Source organism: Reticulibacter mediterranei, assembly GCF_016587455.1.
This window is the reverse complement of record NZ_BNJK01000002.1, coordinates 1196844-1217033: the sequence shown is the minus strand read 5'-3', so window position 1 is coordinate 1217033 and position 20190 is coordinate 1196844. Positions and strand designations below refer to the sequence as shown.

19 protein-coding genes are annotated in these 20190 nt (G+C 53.9%); 11 read left to right on the top strand and 8 right to left on the bottom strand.

Features of this window, described 5'->3' with window-relative positions:
- Positions 1 to 16 precede the first annotated feature (16 nt).
- From K3T83_RS43800 to K3T83_RS43790, 3 genes are read right to left on the bottom strand one after another with little or no spacing between them, the layout of a single operon-like run.
- The gene (locus K3T83_RS43800) at positions 17 to 496 is read right to left on the bottom strand and encodes a site-specific integrase (protein WP_308441734.1); all 480 of its coding nucleotides are present in this window, start codon (positions 494 to 496) and stop codon (positions 17 to 19) included.
- A gap of 6 nt (positions 497 to 502) precedes the next feature.
- Positions 503 to 910, bottom strand: a complete 408-nt coding sequence (locus tag K3T83_RS58800; protein WP_505912371.1) for a tyrosine-type recombinase/integrase — start codon at positions 908 to 910, stop codon at positions 503 to 505.
- Positions 911 to 919: 9 nt separating this feature from the next.
- On the bottom strand, positions 920 to 1177 hold the full coding sequence (locus K3T83_RS43790; protein WP_220209451.1) for a hypothetical protein: 258 nt from the start codon (positions 1175 to 1177) through the stop codon (positions 920 to 922).
- 849 nt (positions 1178 to 2026) lie between these two features.
- Here K3T83_RS43790 and K3T83_RS43785 point away from each other — a divergent pair.
- The 4 genes from K3T83_RS43785 to K3T83_RS43770 all read left to right on the top strand — a co-directional run bounded on the left by K3T83_RS43785 (position 2027) and on the right by K3T83_RS43770 (position 6317).
- On the top strand, positions 2027 to 3361 hold the full coding sequence (locus K3T83_RS43785) for a pentapeptide repeat-containing protein (RefSeq protein ID WP_220209450.1): 1335 nt from the start codon (positions 2027 to 2029) through the stop codon (positions 3359 to 3361).
- A gap of 622 nt (positions 3362 to 3983) precedes the next feature.
- Entirely contained in the window at positions 3984 to 4178 is a 195-nt protein-coding gene (locus K3T83_RS43780) for a tetratricopeptide repeat protein (protein ID WP_308441733.1), read from the top strand.
- Positions 4179 to 4562: 384 nt separating this feature from the next.
- Positions 4563 to 5546, top strand: coding sequence for a universal stress protein (locus K3T83_RS43775; protein WP_220209448.1), 984 nt, complete (start codon positions 4563 to 4565; stop codon positions 5544 to 5546).
- Positions 5547 to 5966: 420 nt separating this feature from the next.
- The gene (locus K3T83_RS43770) at positions 5967 to 6317 is read left to right on the top strand and encodes a hypothetical protein (RefSeq protein ID WP_220209447.1); all 351 of its coding nucleotides are present in this window, start codon (positions 5967 to 5969) and stop codon (positions 6315 to 6317) included.
- Positions 6318 to 6572: 255 nt separating this feature from the next.
- On the opposite strand, the gene K3T83_RS43765 is transcribed toward K3T83_RS43770, so the two are convergent.
- Positions 6573 to 7517 (bottom strand): alpha/beta hydrolase, encoded by a 945-nt coding sequence (locus K3T83_RS43765; RefSeq protein WP_220209446.1) that lies wholly within the window; start codon positions 7515 to 7517, stop codon positions 6573 to 6575.
- A 372-nt stretch (positions 7518 to 7889) separates the two neighbouring features.
- Here K3T83_RS43765 and K3T83_RS43760 point away from each other — a divergent pair, with 372 nt between their 5' ends.
- Positions 7890 to 8567 (top strand): hypothetical protein, encoded by a 678-nt coding sequence (locus K3T83_RS43760; RefSeq protein ID WP_220209445.1) that lies wholly within the window; start codon positions 7890 to 7892, stop codon positions 8565 to 8567.
- Positions 8568 to 8747: 180 nt separating this feature from the next.
- A complete protein-coding gene (locus tag K3T83_RS43755) occupies positions 8748 to 9599 on the top strand; it encodes an MBL fold metallo-hydrolase (protein ID WP_220209444.1) in 852 nt (283 codons plus the stop codon).
- 197 nt (positions 9600 to 9796) lie between these two features.
- Here K3T83_RS43755 and K3T83_RS43750 read toward each other — a convergent pair whose 3' ends face one another.
- Positions 9797 to 10738 carry a universal stress protein gene (locus K3T83_RS43750; RefSeq protein WP_220209443.1) on the bottom strand — a complete coding sequence of 314 codons (942 nt, stop codon included), beginning with the start codon at positions 10736 to 10738 and terminating at the stop codon, positions 9797 to 9799.
- A 13-nt stretch (positions 10739 to 10751) separates the two neighbouring features.
- Entirely contained in the window at positions 10752 to 10904 is a 153-nt protein-coding gene (locus K3T83_RS43745; RefSeq protein ID WP_220209442.1) for a hypothetical protein, read from the bottom strand.
- 397 nt (positions 10905 to 11301) lie between these two features.
- On the opposite strand from K3T83_RS43745, the gene K3T83_RS43740 reads away from it, so the two are divergent.
- The 5 genes from K3T83_RS43740 (at position 11302) to K3T83_RS43720 (ending at position 18797) form a co-directional block, all read left to right on the top strand.
- The gene (locus K3T83_RS43740; RefSeq protein WP_220209441.1) at positions 11302 to 14130 is read left to right on the top strand and encodes a cation-translocating P-type ATPase; all 2829 of its coding nucleotides are present in this window, start codon (positions 11302 to 11304) and stop codon (positions 14128 to 14130) included.
- Between the two features lie 49 nt (positions 14131 to 14179).
- Positions 14180 to 15094, top strand: a complete 915-nt coding sequence (locus tag K3T83_RS43735; RefSeq protein ID WP_220209440.1) for a cation diffusion facilitator family transporter — start codon at positions 14180 to 14182, stop codon at positions 15092 to 15094.
- Positions 15095 to 15510: 416 nt separating this feature from the next.
- Positions 15511 to 16674 (top strand): diacylglycerol/lipid kinase family protein, encoded by a 1164-nt coding sequence (locus K3T83_RS43730; RefSeq protein WP_220209439.1) that lies wholly within the window; start codon positions 15511 to 15513, stop codon positions 16672 to 16674.
- A gap of 448 nt (positions 16675 to 17122) precedes the next feature.
- Positions 17123 to 18454, top strand: a complete 1332-nt coding sequence (locus K3T83_RS43725) for a DUF4158 domain-containing protein (RefSeq protein ID WP_220209438.1) — start codon at positions 17123 to 17125, stop codon at positions 18452 to 18454.
- 34 nt (positions 18455 to 18488) lie between these two features.
- Positions 18489 to 18797: a hypothetical protein gene (locus K3T83_RS43720; RefSeq protein WP_220209437.1), complete on the top strand. Its 309-nt coding sequence runs from the start codon at positions 18489 to 18491 to the stop codon at positions 18795 to 18797.
- Here the strand turns inward: K3T83_RS43720 and K3T83_RS43715 are convergent.
- Together K3T83_RS43715 and K3T83_RS43710 are read right to left on the bottom strand one after the other, a co-directional pair.
- A complete protein-coding gene (locus K3T83_RS43715) occupies positions 18767 to 19006 on the bottom strand; it encodes a hypothetical protein (RefSeq protein WP_220209436.1) in 240 nt (79 codons plus the stop codon). The two genes, K3T83_RS43720 and K3T83_RS43715, sit on opposite strands and share 31 nt — an antisense overlap.
- Positions 19007 to 19962: 956 nt before the next feature.
- Entirely contained in the window at positions 19963 to 20175 is a 213-nt protein-coding gene (locus tag K3T83_RS43710) for a hypothetical protein (RefSeq protein ID WP_220209435.1), read from the bottom strand.
- Positions 20176 to 20190 lie beyond the last annotated feature (15 nt).

Genomic DNA, 20190 nt, shown 5'->3' with positions numbered 1-20190 from the left:
CGACCACATTTTATCATTAGCCAAAGAACCCACCTAATTTTTCAGCAATCGCTTCCTGCATCGATGGCAAGACATGACCATAGATCCCCAGCGTCGTTTCAATATCTTTATGGTCCACCAATTCTTGTATAGAGCGAGCATCGACGCCCAGAGCCAGCAACAACGTAACAACACTGTGGCGCAGATCATGAAATCGAATATGCGCCAGGCCAGCCTGGTCTAACGCCTTACCAAACAGCTTGAGCATATAACGAGGATTGAAGTAGTTTCCTGTCAATCCAGTAAAGACCAGGCCCAGGTCAGACCAACCATCACCGACCTTTTCCCGTTGCTCTAACTGGCTCAGTCGATGTAATTCTAACTTCTCTATCGCAAAAAGAGGAAGTAGAATTTTACGAAAGCCCTTCTTCGTCTTCGGTTTCGTCTCAACATAGCCATAATGAGGAATAAAATCGACTGTACGACGCACTGTAAGCACCCCGGACGAGAAATCAATATCAGATCAACGCAAGGCCAGCACTTCACCACGACGCATACCAGTTGCAAGAGCCAACGTCAAAACCGCATCCAACCGACTACCACGCACCACCGCTAACAAATGTCGCGCTTGCTCCAGGTCAAGAGGTTGCATCTCATATTGCTCTACGGATGGACAAGTAACCTGGTCGATCACATTTCTCGCAACCAGATTCCACTTCACCGCATGCTCCATTGCCCCATGCAAAACACTATGAACAGACTGAATAGTCTTTGGAGCTGGCCCCCACTTTCGCATCTTTGTGTATAATGATTGAACACTCTGAGGTATCAACTTCTGTACCTGGACCTCTCTCAATGCAGGGAGAATATATGACTTGATTGTTTTCTTGTACTTGACATAGCTACTCATGCGCAGATCGGGCCGCTTTATCTCTTCTAACTACTGGATCTCATCTAACCACTGGTCCAGAAACGCTCCTAGCTTCACTTTCGATCCATCGACAAGCATACCTTGCTCATACTCACGTTGAGCCTTACGCAGCTTCTCAAGTGTCTCATAGACAAAACAACGTTTCCGCTCAGCATCATAGAAGCTAGCCGCCCAGCACCCATCTTTGCGCCGAGTGACTCTACCTTCACCGTTCGTACGGCGTTTACTTTTTGCCAGAGAATATCCTTCTCTAATGAAACGCCCCACTACTGCTTCCCCTGCTCGCTCAACACAGCAAGATGATCCCCAGGAGGATGAACCTTCGCCATGATGCCTTGGAAGAGGAGATGGATACTCAGCATTGGTGTGGTGTCTGCTGTAACCCCCCTATGATACTATCAACAGAGGCAGAGAGATCGAGCAGAGATAGCTATTATTTGAAGAACAGGGTTTTGCGCTGGCAAGAACTTCTCAACAGAAAGCGTGATGCTAGACAGATGGTGTACTTCACCCAACGGATCGAGGCAGTGAAGGCGATCCTCGGATGCGGCAAAAACGCTCCTGGCACGAAATGAACAGAAGATCGCCTGATGCCTCTCTATGCTACAGAGTGAACAGTTCCTTGAGGGAAGGCAAGATCCCGTCGATCTCCTGCATGGGCTACGATGTAGCTTGCTCTGCTGTAGAGCACCCGCCCCGTGAGTCATCAGAGCAGGATTGGATCGATTATGGACTCCTCATGTGGCTCCGGCTCTTAGCTCCCCTTGATGCAGGTCTACTGGTCCACCGTCATCAGATCGAGATTCATCCTCCACCCTTTCCTACTACGAGCGAGAAAATAAAAGGGAGTATTGTGTTGCACATGCCTTGAAATCGGGGGCAAGAAGGAAGAGGCGTGGCAGGTGCGGGAGGCGGTGGGCCACCACCTACTTTGAGAAGTGCCATCCTCTCGATCCATCTTCATGCTCCACACTTGCCCGTTCTCATTTGAGAAGCGCAAAACTTCTTCGTCTCTGACTATGAGGACATGACCGCATTCGTGTTTTGCTTGTGTTCTCCTTTCGTCGTCTTTAGAGAAGAAGAGCACGATAAAAAGAGAGGGAGAAAGGCACTGCAATGGCAGATCCAGAACAGGTAGCACGTCTCAAGCGCAGCATTCAGGAATGGAATGTGTGGAAGCAAGCGCCCTATTTTCAGTTGGTTGATCTCAGCAGAGCCATCCTCGACGGGGTCGATCTCAGAGGTGCTGATCTCATCGGAGTCGATCTGAGCCACGCCAGTCTCACCAGAACCAATTGCAGAGGTGCCGATTTGAGAAGAGCCGATCTCAGAGGCGCGAGTCTCGACGGAGCTGATCTGGGTGGAGCTGATCTGGGTGAGGCTCTGCTCAGCGATGCCGATTTGAGAAGCACCGATCTCAGAGGTGCTGATCTGAGAGGCACCGATTTGAGAAGAGCCGATCTCAGAGGTGCCAGTCTCAGAGGGGTGAGTTTGAGAGGTGCCAGCCTCGACGACGCTGATCTCAGCGGAGCGAGTCTCGACGGAGCCGATCTGGGAGATGTCGATCTGAGCCATACAAGAGCGGGTGCCCTCCTTCCTCTTGACTGGGCTGGGCAAGCGTTCGTTCTTGGAGCAGGCGTCGTTGGGGTGTTAGTCACGGTCTCCTCTCTTGCTCAGGGGATTGAGGTCGTGAGACAGTGGTGGATCGCAGGCAAAACAACACAGGGTGTTCCTAAGCAGCAGGGTTCTTTTCCGCCAGAGATTTCCCCCTCTTCAGCCACAGATATTGTAGCTATTCGCCTTTGGATGGCAGCAGGCTCAGATCACGAATGTGTGGAATGGCTCACTGATCCAGACCGCTTGAAAGGCTACCTTGATGCCTTTCAAAAGCCGGATGCATCTCTCTGGCCTCTTCATGCCGTTTTTGTCAAAAGAAATGGTGACGAGGTGAAAGCGAATGTGCTACAAGAGAGCGGCAATGATCAACGTGAGACCTTCCTCAGTTACCTTCAAGGTTCTGCAATGGGTCCAGCGAATCAAGCTTCATCGTGCTTGGATTGGCGCATGCTTGTCAAGGAAGAAGGGAATGATCTCCTGGTGGGAGAAGCGGCCCTGCCTGCGATCATCCAGGGACTTCGTGCCACTGAAGAGCAATGGAGAAGGCAACAGGAGCAAAAACGACAAGGACATCCGCGCGTTTCCTCTGAAAAAGACATCACGGATATTTGTCTGGTGCACAAGAGCAATACACGGCAATGGATCGCTGATCCAGATACCCTTAACAAGCAGATGAAGGCATTGATGAGTACTGTTCCTGTGAGCAGGAACCTGTCTCACGCCATCTTTCTCAAGCGAGAAGGACGAACCCTCGTCATGAATGTGACCAATGAGAAGCAAACTCATCAGCAGCCAAATGTGATCTTGAAGTATCTTGAGGCTGACCCTCAGTAAAAGAGCCAACTTCATGAGAGGCAATCGTGGGTGATCTTGTTGGTTGCTGTTTCCCTGTTCCTGCCACCTGGAAAACTCATCACCATCTTTTAAGGTGGTGGCAGCCCAATACCCTGCAAAGAGGTGGAAGAGCGCTCTTGATTATCTGGATTTCTCCAAAGTCGTTTGTCTGTCGGCTCGCTCACTTCCTCAAAAGAGGGAGAACTCCCGTATGAGCAGCGCTGTCTGCTCTTCTGAATCCCCTTTAGGCTGTATCAGCGAAAACGTGAACTTCACGGGTATCCAAGGAGGGGAGGGCCAGACGACAGGGAACGACATGCTGGGGCTATGACCAGGACGAAGAAGAGGGCCAGATGCCTCCCTGTGCTATGTGGTGAGCAGTTCTTTGAGATGAGGCAGCAGTTCAAGGAACGCTTGCACTGCATCAGGTTCTTGCCGTTCTACCTGATGCTCGAAAAAGAACAGAAGAAGGGGAAGAAGGACGCCTGCTGGTTAGGCGTCTTCTTTTCTTCGTGCACTTGCGCGAGGCTAATGCCGAGCAGATCGGCTAGCTCCTGGGCCGTTTGGACCACATAATGAGCTATCTCGGGGCGCATGAGCCAGCTAGCGCAATGGAGAACCCATCTCATCATCTCTTGCCATTCAAGAAGCGCAGGTGGGAGTTCCCAATCCTGACACGGCCACCAGCCTGAACAATCTGGGGATGCTCTATCGAGACCAGAGCCGCTACGCGGAGGCCGAACCGCTCTTGCAGCGGGCGGTCATGATTTGCCAGGTGTCTTTCGGAGTGGAGCATGACTCATGTTGTCTGATTTGACACGCTCCCTACCTGTTTCAGACATGAAAACCTCAGCAGGCCATCCAACTACAAAGGAATGAAACCACCGTTTTCTCTGTCTCATTCTCCTTCCCTACTCAGCAGGCGTTTCACTTCCGGCAACAACTGCTGGATCTCGCAAGTAGTGGGGGTGAGCGATGCTGCCAGGGATGCAGAGCGCTAGTGGAATTGCTCGCCAGCAGAACGACCAGTGGCATTGTGACTTTCATGTGATTCTCTGGCTCTCAGTGTTACCAACTTGTGAGAACGTTCTTCTATATTTTTTTTTGAAACCTTTTCTCTCCGTGTTTCTCTATAGGGAGTTAAGCAATAAATAGAAGAAGAGGTGGAAAGTGGCAAGCCTGCTGCATTTCAAAGGAGAAGATGATGTTTGAACACATTCTCGTCCCGCTGGATGGCTCCGAACGTGCAGAGCAAGCCATCCCTGTGGCGACACGTATTGCTCGGGCAACCAAAGGGAGTGTGACGCTCCTCCATGCCGCTAGCCTTGAATTTTTCTATGTTCCCTCACACACTCTGTCCTCTTCCTATGCTCTTCTCGAAGCAGAGCTTGCTCAGGCGAGGCAGTATCTTGAGAGTACTGTACGATTGGAAGCGTTCACAGACATCAAAGTTCACAGGGTATCTCTTTCAGGAATTGCTCACCAGATGATTCTTTCCTACGCAAAAACGCAAGGAGTAGATCTGATCGTGCTCTGCCGTCATGGATCTACTGGCCTGAAGCGCTGGGCGCTGGGTAGCGTGGCCCAGAAAGTGATCAGAGAGAGTCCTGCACCAATCCTTGTGCTGCCAGAAGAGAGCCAGCAAGCGAAACCATTGTGTCCAGACGAAACTAGCGACATCCGTTTACTTGTTGCATTAGATGGCTCTTCGCTGGCAGAAACGGTACTGGTATCAGCAGTGCATCTCGCGGCGGCATTAGCGTCTCCTCAACGAGGGCAGGTTCATCTCCTGAGGGTTGTCCCACTGCTGACGAGGGAAGAAGAAGTGATCTATCAACGCTACCACATCAGCCTTGAGATGAGGCTCGCCCTCCTCTCTGACGCCGCAAGCTATCTCCAGGTGGTCAGCGAAAAGGTCACACGAGAACTCGCAGATGGCCTTGGCATCGGCATTTCTTGGTCCATCAAAGAAGGCAGAGATGTGGCAGAAATGCTCCTGAACATGGCCGAAGTGAGTGAGAGAATAACACGTGAGCGCCCCTATGATGCCATGGCCTTGACGACCCATGGGCGTAGTGGATGGCAGCGTTGGTTGATGGGAAGCATCACCGAACGAGTCCTCGCTCATGCACATCTCCCTTTGCTGATCATACGTCCTCAAGCTGTGCAAGAGCAGAAATCATAGACGCACGTCATACGGACGCTTCAGCAGCCAAAGAAGCGAAGGAGCAGAGCGTGTGAAGTATTGTGCTAACAATTGCTCAGGCTAGCAGCACTCCTCTCAATCTCCCTGGAATGAACAGGAAACCGAGCGCGGGGAGACTACAGGCGGAGAAACGAGATAGTGGCGAGACTTCGGGATCGTCTGCCAGTCGAGAGGCTAAGAGTTCTGGAGCGGCCATAGCATTTCACAACTCAAGGTCATGCTTGAGACGTGGGAGGGACCACAGAGCTATGGAGGTGTTCGACAGGGTGAGTAGGTGGCCTTGGGTGAGTTGCAAGGGCGGCACCATCGTCTGATACAAGACCTGCCCCCAATCAGGATGGACCAACAACCCGCCCACTGCCCACGTAGCTCAGATAGATGACACATAACGCGAGCAAGATGCGTTCGACATATTTGTACTCCCCTCACACGGCCAGCAATCAAATGATGATGGCGGAGAGTGACACAGCGACGAAAGGACTGACGCCGGAAATATCCACTGCGCCTGCAATTCCGGCAAATTCGGCCACCGTCGTCGCGGTATTGGGGACCAACAAGAGCATCATACTCCAGAATGTCGCCCGCCTCCCCAAAGCGTTCACGGATCAGGTGGACCGGCCCCTTACCAGTGACCACACCTATACGCGCAACCATTTCCTGGACCACGGCTTCCTTCCTGTCTTTCTGGTTCTTGCCCTTTCTGTGGTTGTCCACTCTCCCAAATTTCCCTTCCATATTTTTCTGGATTAAGAACACAGCGACTCAGCCTACTGTGTTCATGACCCCTGATGATGATCCATTTGCTCGGCTCCACCTATCCGAGCAGCGACAGTGTTCAACCCGCTGAGGGTTCTCTCATGCAAGGCCGATCGCTCTCATGGTTGACGCTTGTGGGAGTCGAGTAGGCACATGACTCCACGTGACCCCGACTCTCTTCTGTTCGGCGGTGTGCCAAGTTGGACTCCCTTCTCCAACACACGTCGTGCGCCCTTCATGGAAGACGGCTCATTTTTTATCACTATGGCTCTCAGGATGCTCGTTTGCTTGATCTGCCGCGAAGAGATGGGTACGCAAGAACTGGACCTGATCAGCAACCATCTGCTCAAAGCCCGCGCCGAGGTAGGCAGCAAAGTGGGTTAGCGGGTAATGCCGGACCTCGGCACGTGGGGCAAGATCCGCAGCCCGTAGCGCAAGCGTGGTCGAACTCGCCGTGTCCTGGTCGGCGATACAGATCAACAGTGGCATAACCACGTGCTTTGCTTTCGTCCCAGGTCGGTACATCAGCAGCGAGAGCAGCACACGAGCAGCGATGGCGTTGCGCCAGGTGGGAGCCATGGGAGCCAACGCATCCATCCATTTTCTTGCATCCTCGTCGGTAAAGGCCGCCAACTCTCCAGGATGACCGACAACTTTGATGAGAGAGGGAGGTCTTCGCAAGAGCGCATGCATTGCATCAGTGTATGCAGCACCAAAAAGCTGGCGTGTTTCTTGCCGTGATCGTGGATCGGCCCTGCTGAACTCTACCCCCATCCACGGAACCTGCGAGACCACGGCTGCAAGACGTGGATCGGTCGCTGCAACGGCGAGGACGTGCCCTCCGCTTAGTGACGTTCCCCATAGGGCAATTCGCTCTGGGCCCACACTCGGGACACTGCGCGCGAAGCGGATGGCCGCCCGATAGTCCTCTAGCTGATGAGCAACCTTGATCACCTGGCGTGGGTATCCTCCACTGGTTCCGAAGTGGCGATAGTCGAACGCGAGGACAGCCATCCCAGCGGCAGCAAAGCGCTCTGCATACGCAGCCAGTCCCAGATCCCTGGTTCCCGAGGTTCCATGTCCCATCACCACGCAGGGAACGTGCCCTTGCTGCTGAATCGGCAAGTAGAATGAGGCAGCACATGACGCACTCCCAGAAGGAAAGTGAACTTCCGTTGGCTTCATGTTGTTCATCTTTTCCGTCTCCTTTCAAGCAGAAAACAACGCATCACGGAAGCATTCTTGCATCTCCAGGTGACATGTTTGTCACAGGTGCAGCAAGAATCCTTCCACTCTCATCACAATAGATGGTGCATTATCGCAGGAGGCAGCGTTGGCTCAGGAAGAGCCCAGACGATGAGTATACAAGAAGCCCTGAGATAGACATGTTGCAAATGGACAGATGATTAAGCCTGTTGTGATAGTTTTCTGATGGCATCATCTGTTCTTGTGATGTGAGAGTGATACTCGTCATATATGATAGAGGCCGAAATATTGTCTTTCTCTTGAATACATGAAGGATGCATGGACCATCAAGCGAGGGGAGAACGAAGGAGGGAGACAGGTATGAAGAAGCTGTCTACAAGCCAACGGCTGCTCGAACAAGTGCAAGACGAGCGCAGCAAGCGCGTGATCTTCGTGTCACACTGCTTGCTCAACGAGAATACCCGTTATCTGGGTGGAGCATTTCAGCGGGGATGCGTGGACGAGATCGTAGATGGCTTGCAGCAGGAGGGCCTGGGTCTCTGCCAGATGCACTGTCCAGAACAGCGCGCCTGGGGTGGTGTGCTCAAACGCTCTCTGTTGCCTCTCTATGGTTCAAAGGGAACGTTGCTCTATTGGCTGCGTCATCTGCTGTTACCTCTCTTCCTCCGCTACACCCAATGGAGATACCGGAGCCTGGCAAAAGAAGTGGTGAGGGACATCGAGGACTATGTGCGCTCGGGGTTTGAGGTCGCGGGTATCGTGGGAGTGGGAGGCTCACCCTCGTGCGGTGTATGTAGCAGCCTCGATCTGCGTCGTTCCCTTGAGGTCGTCGCAAGGTGTCCGCTCGCTCGACTCGATAGGCGCGTAATCAATGAAGAGGCTGTTGCCGGGTGTCTCAGTGCAGGAGAAGGACTCTTCATCGCTGCGCTCCAGCGTCAGTTGAGGCGCAGACACCTCACGATCAGATGGTATGAACACGATTTGCTCAGTGAAATCACAGGGCAACCGCTTCGTTTGCAAAGAAAAGAAAGCGAATAGAGCAGGAAAAAGCTGACCATAACAGCTCTGAGCAGCCTTTTCCTGCTGCTCTCTCTTTTCGGATATATTCTGCTGACCTATTGGCGTAATCGCAGGAGAGCATCACGCTTCTATGATGCTTGTGGGCATCTACAAGACGATGGCACGCGACTTACGCTCTCTCCTGTGAGAACTCTTGAGGTGCTGCCACTGATCGATTGGTATGCGGCACGAGGGGACCTGGAAACGGAAAGCGGGGTGTCCTACCTGATACGCGCAGATGCCACTACCATCCTCTTCGATCTGGGTCTCAACCGCAAAGGAACACAGGACCCGCCTCTTTTGCGCAATATGGCACGATTGGACATAGACCCTGCTGAGATCGATTTTGTGATGTGGTCTCATCCTCACGGAGACCACATAGGAGGCTTCAAGAATCAGTTTGCCCGCCAGGCCATTGTTCGACAGCAGCACGATCCTCTCGCTGGCAAACCGGTCTATACAACAATTCCCCTCAGGCTCACGCAAGGCCGTAGTATCCTGATCCAGGCACCTCGCCTTCTCGCTCCTGGCATTGCGACAACAGGGCCGCTCTCGCGTGCGTTGTTCCTGATGGGCTATGTTCAGGAGCAGGCGCTGGCGGTCAATGTCAAGGGAAAAGGTCTGGTGTTGCTGGTGGGATGCGGCCATCCTGGTATCGAGGCGCTCATTGAGCGCGCAGAACACCTCTTTGCCACGCCTGTCTATGGCGTGATTGGCGGGTTACACTTCCCAGTCACCGACGACCGCGCTCATGTTGGCCCGTTCAGATTCCAGCAATTGCTCGGCTCACCCACCCTACCGTGGCAGCCGCTTAGCAAGCAGGCGGTCAAGCAGACCATTGCCTATCTCAAAGCCAGAGACATCCATTACATCGCGCCATCAGCACACGACACCTGTGATTGGAGCCTGCGCGCTTTCGAGGAAGCCTTTGGCGATGACTACCATCCGTTGAAGGTGGGTGAGACGCTCACCATAGAGGAAGAACATGGCGGACAACAGAGCAACCTCTAAGAAGGGTAATCTCTCCCCGATCTTTTGTGGACTGGCTCTGGGCACAGCTATCGGAACGTTGTGTACTCATCGCGTTGGATGAGTATACCATATGCCAAATATGAAATCCTGGCGACAAGCGTTGATTGCCACCCAAGGAGGGAAAAGATCGCAAGATAACAAGCATTGAGGGCGCTTCTAGCCTCAGGAAGTGCTCTTTACTCGTGCGCCCGCACCATCAAGAGCGGAAGTTTTGTGCCATGCAGCACTCGCTCTGCGACACTCCCAAGCGCCCAGCGTTGGAGTCCACCTTGCCCATGCGTACTCATCATGATAAGGTCGTAAGGATGAGTTGGCTCATTGCCTTTCGAGTCCCTGCTCCCTTCAGCTTCTTGCAGCAACGCGCTGGTTATGTCGGAGGCCATAATGATAGACTTGCTCACAGTGAGGTTCCCGGCCTTGGCAATACGATCTTGCAAGTGGTGTTCGATTGTATTGAGATAGACATCTGCCTGTTGTTGGACAAAAGCCAGTCTCTCGTGCCCGCCAGATGCTTCACTTATTACGTGCACAAGATGCAAGGTTCCCTGCTTTTGTGTAGCAAAGAGAGAGAGCATTTCAATTGCTGGCAGAAGCACGGTTTCCGAGGCTGAAGAACCATCAAGCGGGATCAGGGCATGAAGAGAACGCGTACTATCGAGAAGAGCCTCACTCTTGTGGGGATCTCGTAAGACCAGGACGGGGATCGTAGCATGCCTGATCACCTTTTGTGCCACACTGCCAAGAATCCAGCGAGAGAGGCCACTGCGTCCATGACTACTGATAACGATCAGGTCGCACTGTTGTTGCTCGACATAGGCAAGAATACGCTGAGCGGGCCACCCATACTCGATCTTGGCCTCTGTCACAAGGCCAGCCAAAGTTTTCGTCTGTGTTACCTGTTTGAGATAGGACGCGGCCATCTGCGTATCGATCTCAATAGCCTGCTTGACGAGGATGGGAGGCTCTCCGATATAGGGCCCTAACTCGATGGGAGGAACAACACACTCCAGGAGAACGATCCTCCCCTCACAATGGCGTGCAATCGATGCTGCGACTGCCAATGCTTGTTCCGCCAACTCAGATTCATCCAGTGGTATCAGAAGACGTTGAAACATCATGTATACCTCCAATTCATCTGCCTGCAAAACAATTCGGATGTGCATCCTGTGTCCTGTCCCCATCCACGATCTCCGCACCGAGCGTGATCCGATAACCCGAACCAGCAATTGCCACAGAAGGTATTCCAAACGCACATCTTGCTCGTGCCGTCATTTTCTGTGTCATGATCGCCCCCTTGCATTCCCTCACAGGCGTTCTCTCCGTTCCCAATTATAAAGTACCTTCCTCTCGGAGGCATCACCATCTCGTCTTGAGGCGTCACAGGAAGGTCACACGTTTTTGACAAGAGGGTAAATTATCCCTTGCTCATCTTTCTTGCCAGCAACAGGTGTTGGCATAAAGCAGTTAGAGCATGTTCGGGCAGCAAGCGTGATGTGGCGACTTTGTCTTCTGGGCCGAAAAACGAAGACGATTTGGTATCATCTCTCTTGCATTGCCATTGCATTGTAAGCATATTGAGAGAGTTCCTCTCTGCTTTGTGAGGTATCTGAGATATGGCTTTTCTATCCTTCCTCAAGGAGCACGTATGATTTGAGGAAGGCGTATCTGGGAGAGAGATCACATGATGGACTATGAAAATCTGGAGCAGTCCCCGGCCTATCGCTGTTCTTCCGCTGCTGTGGTTGACGCGCTGGGAAGTGATGTCAGAGAAGGATTAATCTCAGAAGAGGCCCATACCCGTTTGCAACGCTACGGGCAAAATACATTGCCAAGTGCGCCTCCAAGACCGGCCTGGCTCCAATTCCTGGCTCAATTTGTAAACCCACTCACCATATTGCTGCTCGCTGCGGCTATCATCTCCCTGGTTGTCTGGTGGATCGAGCACGAGAGTCCTTTCCCCTACGAGGCGCTAACCATCTTTGCCATTGTGTTGCTCAATGGTCTCCTGGGGTATGTGCAAGAACACCGTGCTGAGCAAGCGGCTGCTGCACTGCAAGCCATGACAGTTGCGACCGCCCGCGTGGTGCGCGCTGGCACGGTGCAAACGCGTCCTACTGCCGAGGTGGTGCCTGGTGACATTCTCGTGATCGAGGAAGGCGATACGATTGCCGCTGATGCACGCGTGCTCGATGCCATTGCCCTGCGCGTAGCTGAGGCCGCACTGACCGGGGAGAGTGCCCCCGTCTCCAAAAAGAGCGCGTCGATTGAGCAGGAGGTGGGCATCGCTGATCAGACAAATATGCTCTTTGGTGGCACGACAGTCGCTGCCGGGCGGGGGCGGGCCATCGTGACCGCGACGGGAACAGCCACCCAGATCGGACGCATCGCTGGCTCACTTGAGCAAACCGTGGAGAAAGAGACGCCACTACAGCGGGAACTCGATCATGTAGGCAAATGGCTGGGTCTTGTCGTGATCCTCATCGCCATCGTGATGAGTGCGACGATCTTGCTGGTGGACCGGGTAGGAGCACTGAACGAACTCGTCGATATCTTCCTGCTTGCCGTCTCACTGGCAGTCGCTGCTGTGCCAGAGGGACTGACAGCCATCACCACCATTGTCCTTTCTCTTGGGATGCAGCGGATGGCCCGACGGCATGTGATCGTGCGCAAACTCTCAGCAGTGGAAACGCTTGGCTCCACCACCGTGATCTGCACCGACAAGACGGGCACCCTGACGCAGAATGAAATGACGGTACGGGCCATAGTAACCGCCAGCGGACGGGTTGACTTCACGGGAACGGGGTATACTCCGCAAGGGGCCGTCTTGCAAGCAGGGCAGCCGCTCGCTGATCAGCCCCTGAAGGAAGAGGTGAAGGCGGCGTTACGGGCGGCCTATCTGGTCAACAACGCCTCCCTACTCTTGCTTGACGGCTCCTGGGTTGTTCAGGGAGATCCAACGGAAGGGGCCTTACTAATAGCAGCGCATAAGATAGGTTTGGAAGAAGAGAATCTGCAAGGACGGTTCCCGCGCCTCTCCGAGGTTCCCTTCTCTTCTGAGCGCAAGTTGATGAGCACCGCTCATCACGACGCGGTGCATGGTGAGCAGATCCTCATCTATTCCAAAGGTGCCCCTGATGTACTGCTGGCTCGGTGCGCGTTCGAACGGGTTGGTGGCAGAGGACAGATCATTCCGCTGACTGAGGAGCGAAGGACAGAAATCCTCGCGCAGGTCGCGTGTCTGGCAACGGAAGCGTTACGTACGCTTGGTGTGGCCTCACGTGCTCTTGAGCGCGAGAAGATCGATGAGATAGGAGAATTGGACGAGTGGGTGGAGCAAGAGTTGGTCTGGCTGGGTGTGATCGGTATGATCGATCCACCGCGACCAGAGGCGGCCTTATCGGTACAACGAGCGCAGCAGGCGGGGGTGAGAGTGATCATGATCACAGGGGATCACCCGGTCACAGCGGTCGCGATAGCGCGCGAACTAGGAATCCTCAAAGAGGGCGAGCGGGCCATGAGTGGGCTGGAATTGGAACAGGCAAGCGATGAGGAGTTCCAAGCTATGGTGCGCACCGTCTCCGTCTATGCACGTGTGGCTCCAGAACACAAGTTGCACATTGTGCAGGCGCTCAAAGCCAATGGAGAAATCGTCGCGATGACGGGTGACGGGGTCAACGATGCACCCGCGCTCAAGGTGGCCGACATCGGGGTGGCAATGGGCAAGACGGGCACGGATGTAGCCAAAGAAGCTGCCGATATGGTGCTCACTGATGACAACTTCGCCTCGCTGGTCGCCGCGATTGAAGAGGGGCGTGCGATTTTTGCCAACATTCAGAAGTTCTTACGCTACCTGCTCTCCTCGAATATCGGCGAAGTACTCACTATGTTCTTTGGCGTCATCCTGGCGAGCAGCATCGGGCTCATTAGCGAAGCCGGAACGGGGCTAGTCGTCCCATTGTTGTCAACGCAAATTCTGTGGATCAATCTGCTGACAGACTCGGGGCCTGCGCTGGCGCTAGGCGTTGATCCCCGCGATCCCGCACAGATGCGCAAGCCTCCTCGCGATCCCAAAACGCACGTCATCTCGGCCAGCATGTGGAGCAGCATTAGCGTTATTGGCGTACTGGTGGCGCTCGCGACGCTGCTCGTGTTGGACTGGAGCCTGCCTCAAGGACTGCTGGTTGGCGCTGGGACGTTGCGTTACGCGCAGACGATGGCATTCACCACCCTGGTGCTGGCGCAACTCTTCAATGTCTTTAACGCACGTTCCGATGAGACCAGTGCATTCCGCTCCCTTCTGATGAATCGCTGGGCCTGGCTGGCGATCCTCCTGTCGCTGTTCTTACAGGTGTTGGTCATCTACCTCCCGCCCCTATCAATGGCCTTTGGGACGGTTCCACTGAGCATTACCGATTGGCTCTTCTGTCTTGTTGTTGCTAGTATCGTGCTCTGGGGGCGAGAACTGACGAAACTCCTCGCGCGCCTGCTGAAGAGGAGGAGGACGAATTGACAGACACGTCTCGTGAGAAGCATATAACCTTCGGCTCCGAGAGGATGACATGAAACAGCCTTCACTGCGTTTGTATATGTTTTTATCCATCGCTGCCGCTGTGGTGACGATGGTCATCAAATTTCTTGGCTATCTGCTGACTGGTTCCGTCGGCTTGTTTTCCGATGCTGCTGAATCGGTGGTCAACCTGGTGGCGGCCCTGGTAGGACTCTGGGCAGTAACGCTTTCCGCACGCCCTGCCGACGAGGATCACACCTATGGACATACCAAGGCCGAATACTTTTCTTCTGGCGTTGAGGGCGCGTTAATTCTGGTGGCTGCCCTCGTGATTGCCAGTGAGGCCATTCCTCGCCTGCTGCATCCAGAACCCATCGAGCAAGCCTCCCTCGGTTTAACCTTTTCCGTCATCGGCGCTCTGATCAACGGGGTCTTGGCCTGGTTTATGCTGCGCGAAGGGAAAAAGCAACGCTCAATGAGCCTACAGGCCGATGCCCACCATTTGTTCACCGATGTCGTGACCACCGCTGGCGTTCTGGTTGGCGTGCTGCTGGTTGTCCTCACCAAATGGTATCTCCTCGATCCGCTGGTGGCGCTCCTGGTTGCGGGCAATATTATCTGGACAGGCGTGAAATTACTCCGACAGACCGGATTAGGCTTGTTGGATACCGTACTTCCAAAAGAGGATCGGGAGGTAGTGAGCAGCGTGCTCGATCCCTACCGGCAGCACGGGATTGATTTTCATGCCATGCGAACACGTATGGCAGGCAGACGCCGGTTCGTCTCCTTCCATGTGATTGTGCCAGGGGCATGGACGGTCCTCAAAGGGCATGCGCTCTGTGAAGAGATTGAACTGGCGCTGCACAGTGCGCTACCAGACAGTACGATCTTCACCCATTTGGAACCCAGAGAGAACCCGGCGAGCTTTGACGATACGCAACTGGATCGCACCTTACTGCCACCATAAGCGACCTGCAAGAGCATGCTCTTGCAGGCGTGTGGCGGAACCGTCCAGGCAAGCAGGACGATCTGGTCAGAGCTAGTCAAACACACAGCGTTCTCTCGTCCCTGATCGAAGACGGTCCTCTCCGTCGAGGACAGTCATCCTCTCGTGCATCCCCTCGTGATATGGAAGAGGAAATGATATCTGCGGCGGATCGTTGCGAAGATGTGCCGATGGCTCTGATCTGGAAGCTCTTCCTTGATCTGAGGAAGATGTGATGATACTGTGACCCCCAACATCTTGCTGTGATTGGTCCTCGAAGGTCAGTGTGTTATCCTCTGATGAATGAAGAGAGGTCACATCTCTGGCAACAAGCAGAAAGGAAAATGGGTGTCGAGCAGCAGTGGCGGCCCATCTCTCATGAAAACAAGGAGCGTGGCATGTGCCCTGGTGAAAGAGCATATTTTGCAGGACGAAGGGCGGTGGTGATCCATAGCCCCCATGCCGGAAGATCAGCGTTGCTCTCCCTCGCACTTGCGGCACTGGAGCATGTGGGAATCGACATAGCCCTGGTCCTGCCCATTTCCAAGGTTGAAGAGGCTAATGGGGTGGTGGGGCTCTGGAAAGCCAGAGGGATCAATCTGATAGTGGCAGCAGGCGGCGATGGGTTGGTGGGAAGCGTGGCGAAGTATGCCGTGGAGGGGCAATTGCCTCTGGGTATCTTTCCCCTGGGTACGGCCAACGATCTCGCACGTTCGGTTGGGATTCCGCATGATCTGGCCGCTGCCGCCCAGGTGATGGCATCTGGAGCCTCTCGCAGAATCGACCTTGGCCTTTCCCGTTCACCTCAACAAAGCTCGCCCTCCGCTTCCTGTCCATCTCCCCGTTCTCAAGAGCCTCGGCTGTTCACGCACGCCTTGACCGTTGGCCTGAGCGTGCAGTTTGCGCAAGTGGCGACCAACAAAGCGATCCGTCAGCGCTACGGACGCTTGACCTATCCCTTTGCCCTCTGGCAAGCCTTCCAGGCGTATCATCCTCTCGACGTGGAAATCCACTTGCAGGACGTTGCCCTCCGCAGCACGCCGTCGTCCTCATTGCTTCCCGCCCAAGCGCAAGATCACCTGGTCCTGCGCAGCCAGATTGCCCAGGTCACTGCCGTCAATGCCCCCATTTTCTGGGGAGTCTTCGAGGGAAGCGTCCCCAGCGTCAGTTTCACTGATCGTCGCCTCGATATTGTGGTCATTGAGCAGACAAGCCGATCCCAATTGGCCCGACGGATGCTGCACTTCTTTCTGAGCCGGGACCAACGCTTACCAGACAAGCAGAGTTGGCATGCGCGCTATCCCGATCTGCTGCCAGCAGAGTTGACCGCTCTCCCTGGTATCCATCATCTGCAAGCGCGAAGCATGACGATTTTCACCGAGAACGAACCGCAGCCTGTGACATTGGACGGGGAAGTCTCGACACAGACCCCTGTGGAGGCGTGCGTGGCCGATGAACAACTTGAACTGCTCGTGCCGCAAGACGCGAGTGGGAGTGCCGCAAGCACCAAGGCTCAAGCGATGTGGACCGCACGTCTCCGGCTCATCCTGCGCGGCCTCTAAATGCATCTCTCATCCCTTTTCTTTGTTTGCAGTGAGAGCAAGCGGGCTCTACGTGACGGGTTCCGTCTTTAAGGGAATGCTGACAGAAGGGGTAGAGCCAGGATCATGACGAAAATGTGTATGAGCGAAACGGTCATCTACCGATAGTTTGTTAGCTCGGGAAATCGCTCCTGATTTCGAGTGTATATTCTGAACAGTTTGAGCTCAGATGAACACTGTCGGATGGGTTTAAAACGAGATAAAATCCCGAGCCAACAAACTACCGCTAAAAGGCTGTGCGGAAAGCTTGCTGCATTTGCGTGTCCAGATGCAGCACACGATTCTGATGCAGCGTGGTGGACACTGAGGGTAGGTCCAGTTCCCGAATGAAAAGAAGACGCTCAACGATTTTGTTGATGCTCTTTGGGGAAGGATCTCCCGTAGTTGCTCTCAGCTAGGCTAATCGGGTATGCCCCCCAAGTCGAGTCTCGTTCTGCAAGAGAGCATCCAGCCGCTGCTTCTGCTCTGGTGTGAGTTGTGCTGTGAGTACAGTATACAGGTGATCTTCCGCCAGGCGCAGGACGATCCAGATCAACTTTTCCGTTTGGACCAATGTGGGCGGCAGGATGCGCTCTTTGCTCAGTATGCCTGGGAGGGGCGCACCATTGAAGCCCACCGAGCGCAGATACGCGAGATCACGAAGATACGCGAATTCCGTCGCGCCGATGAAGATTCCTTGCTCACCTGGCTTGCGACTTCCATTATTCCGCATGAACACCACCCCGAACGTCTCCGCGAACTCATCCGTACCAAATGTCGAACACGCACAGTTGATGTTCCTGATGATCTGGCCACGCTGATTGAAACGGGATTCGCTTCCTATGAAACGCAGATCTATGCCGTGGTCATGGCCCGTCTTACCCCAGAGGTACAAAGCCGCCTGGACGCCCTCCTGGTGTCTCCTCCAGTGACTGAGGGAGAAGAGGAGGAAGAACTTCCGCTGAACCTGTTACGCCTGGGCCCCGGCTCAGTTGGTGTGGAGAGTGCCTTCTCGGAGATCGCCAAGTTGCGCTCGCTGCGTACTACTGGCTTGCCAGCAGACCTCTTTCAAGGATATACACCAAAGCTGGTGGAGCGCTTGCGGCGGCGCATTGCTGCTGAGTCTCCTTCCCGTATACGCCAGCATCCCCAAGCCATTCGTATGACGCTGCTTGCGTCCCTGGTCTTTCAGCGGACCCAGGAAGTGACCAATGCCCTGGTCACGTTGCTCATCCAGATTGTGCATCGTATCGGCAAACGAGCAGAAAAACGTGTGGAAATGGCTTATATCAATGATCTCAAACGAGTGGCAGGAAAAACACGTCTTCTGTATCAGATCGCCGATGCTGCGCTCGAACATCCTGACAAACCCGTTCGAGAAGTGGTTTTTCCGGTCGTGAACGAACAAACCTTGCGCGACCTGGTGGCTGAGTACAAAGCCCAAGGAGGAGTGTACCGGCAAAAGGTGCAAGAGGTCATGCGTTCCTCTTATCGCCATCATTATCGCCAGATTCTCCCGGCCCTGCTGGAGGTGCTCGATTTTCATTCCAACAACACGGCGTATCAGCCAGTGGTTGAGGCGCTTGCAGTCGTTCGTGAGTATGTGAGCAGCCGGGTTGCTTGGTATCCCCTTGAGGTCAGCCCTCCCCTTGAGGGAGTGGTTCCCGCCTCCTGGGAAAACATTGTCACCGAGAAAGATAGCACAGGAGAAACCCGTGTGAATCGTCTGACTTACGAGTTAAGTGTGTTGCAAACCTTATGAGATCGTGTGCGCAGCAAGGAGATTTGGGTCTCTGGTGCCGCCCAATTTCGCAACCCGGAAGATGACCTCCCGCGTGATTTTGACCAGCATCGGGCAACCCTATTACACCGATCTCAATCTACCGCTCTCGGCTGATGAGTTTGTCGCTTCCCTCAAAACGCAGTTGACCACGGCCCTCACATCATTTGAACGCTTTATGGCAAAAAAGCCGAACGATGTGACGTCCACTAGAGGGGAGGGGCGTCATTCTCTGACCGCCCGAAAGCTCGCAAAAAAAGAATTGCACCCGCACGTCACGTTCCATCCTTCAGTTCATTTACCAACCCTGGCTTCGCTCAAATAGTGGCAAAACAGTTGGAGGTCGTTGCGCTGTCGCCGCAAAGTGTTGGCTGAACGGCGATCCTGATAGTCACTGAAAATTGTCTGTGACGCAATACGCGTCAGTTCTCGATGCCAGCAGGCTAGATCGGCACGCCAGAGCGTTGCATCCGGGGATCGTTTCGTTCTCCGGGCAGCTGGCCCACACGCTCTCATGTAGGGCGCCCAGATCATCCAGGTGGCTTTTTGCCAGGAAAGAACCAGGGATCGAGATCGGGCAAACGTGGGAAACTTGCGCTCAGATATGCAAGCTCAAGAGCAGAAGAACCTTGAAACTCGATGACCTCATTTCCATTAATACGCTACCGAAATCCTATAATATCGCGTTGTGAAGGTTTAAGCGCGAACTGAAGAAATGCCCGTAGCGCAAGTTTTTTTAAAATGGGGGGAAGAAGAGTGGTGGATCTGCCGATGGTGGGAACTGGTTGAAGAATGGGCAGAGCGATGGAGGAACCAGGGGGACAGGCCCATGAGGAGAGAACACAAGACCCCAATACTGTTCCAGATAGGGTCGCGCAAAATGTGACCGGTGATGTCGAGTGCAGGGCCAGGATCAAATGCATACATACTCTCTTGCTCCATGATGGGATAGGGATTGCATCCCTTAATGGAATAAACGGATGAGATGAGGAAAAGTAAAACACTTCTTCCCGGCGGCAGAGCGCGATGATTCATCATGGACGGACCTCATGCAGGAAAGAGGGGAGAAGCGGCTTCCTCTCAACACATCAATTGCTCCCCCTCTCTTTTGTGATGTTATGTCTTGCTTATCTGGGTATCCTGGCTGCTTCCTCTGGTGAGCGTTCTGTCTCGTTTCCCTCTAGGAGTTCCTTGAGATCTCGATACAGCCTTGCTATCTCTTGTGTATTTTCGGTGAGCATTGCTTTTGGTCGAAGTGCTGATGCCAGGCATGGGAAGGAAGCAAACGATGATGTTCCTGGGCCGTGTTCCTTCACCTGCTTGCCGACTGATAGGAAGAAGCTCACTGTCATTCACGTTTGTCGCACGTCGCAAGGCTCTTCATTTGCTTCCTCTCATTCAAACGAAAGCAATCTGGTTCATCTACTCACCGCATACCGTCAACAAGAGAACGGAAGCCAGATGCATGAACGTCTGGCTCCCATGACCTCTTAGGGTTCGTTCACTTGCGCCAGGCTGATGCCGAGCAGCTCGGCTAGTTCCTGGGCGGTTTGGATCACGTCATGGGCTATCTCCGGTCGCATGAGCCAGTTCCCGATGCAACTGCGCAATATTGTGACAACCAGCATTCCACCGCTCTGCCACCTCTTTGAGCTGGGGATCGAGCCGAGTCCTGAGTTTATGATATGCTCCTGGTTTGCCATCGTCTGCATTTCATT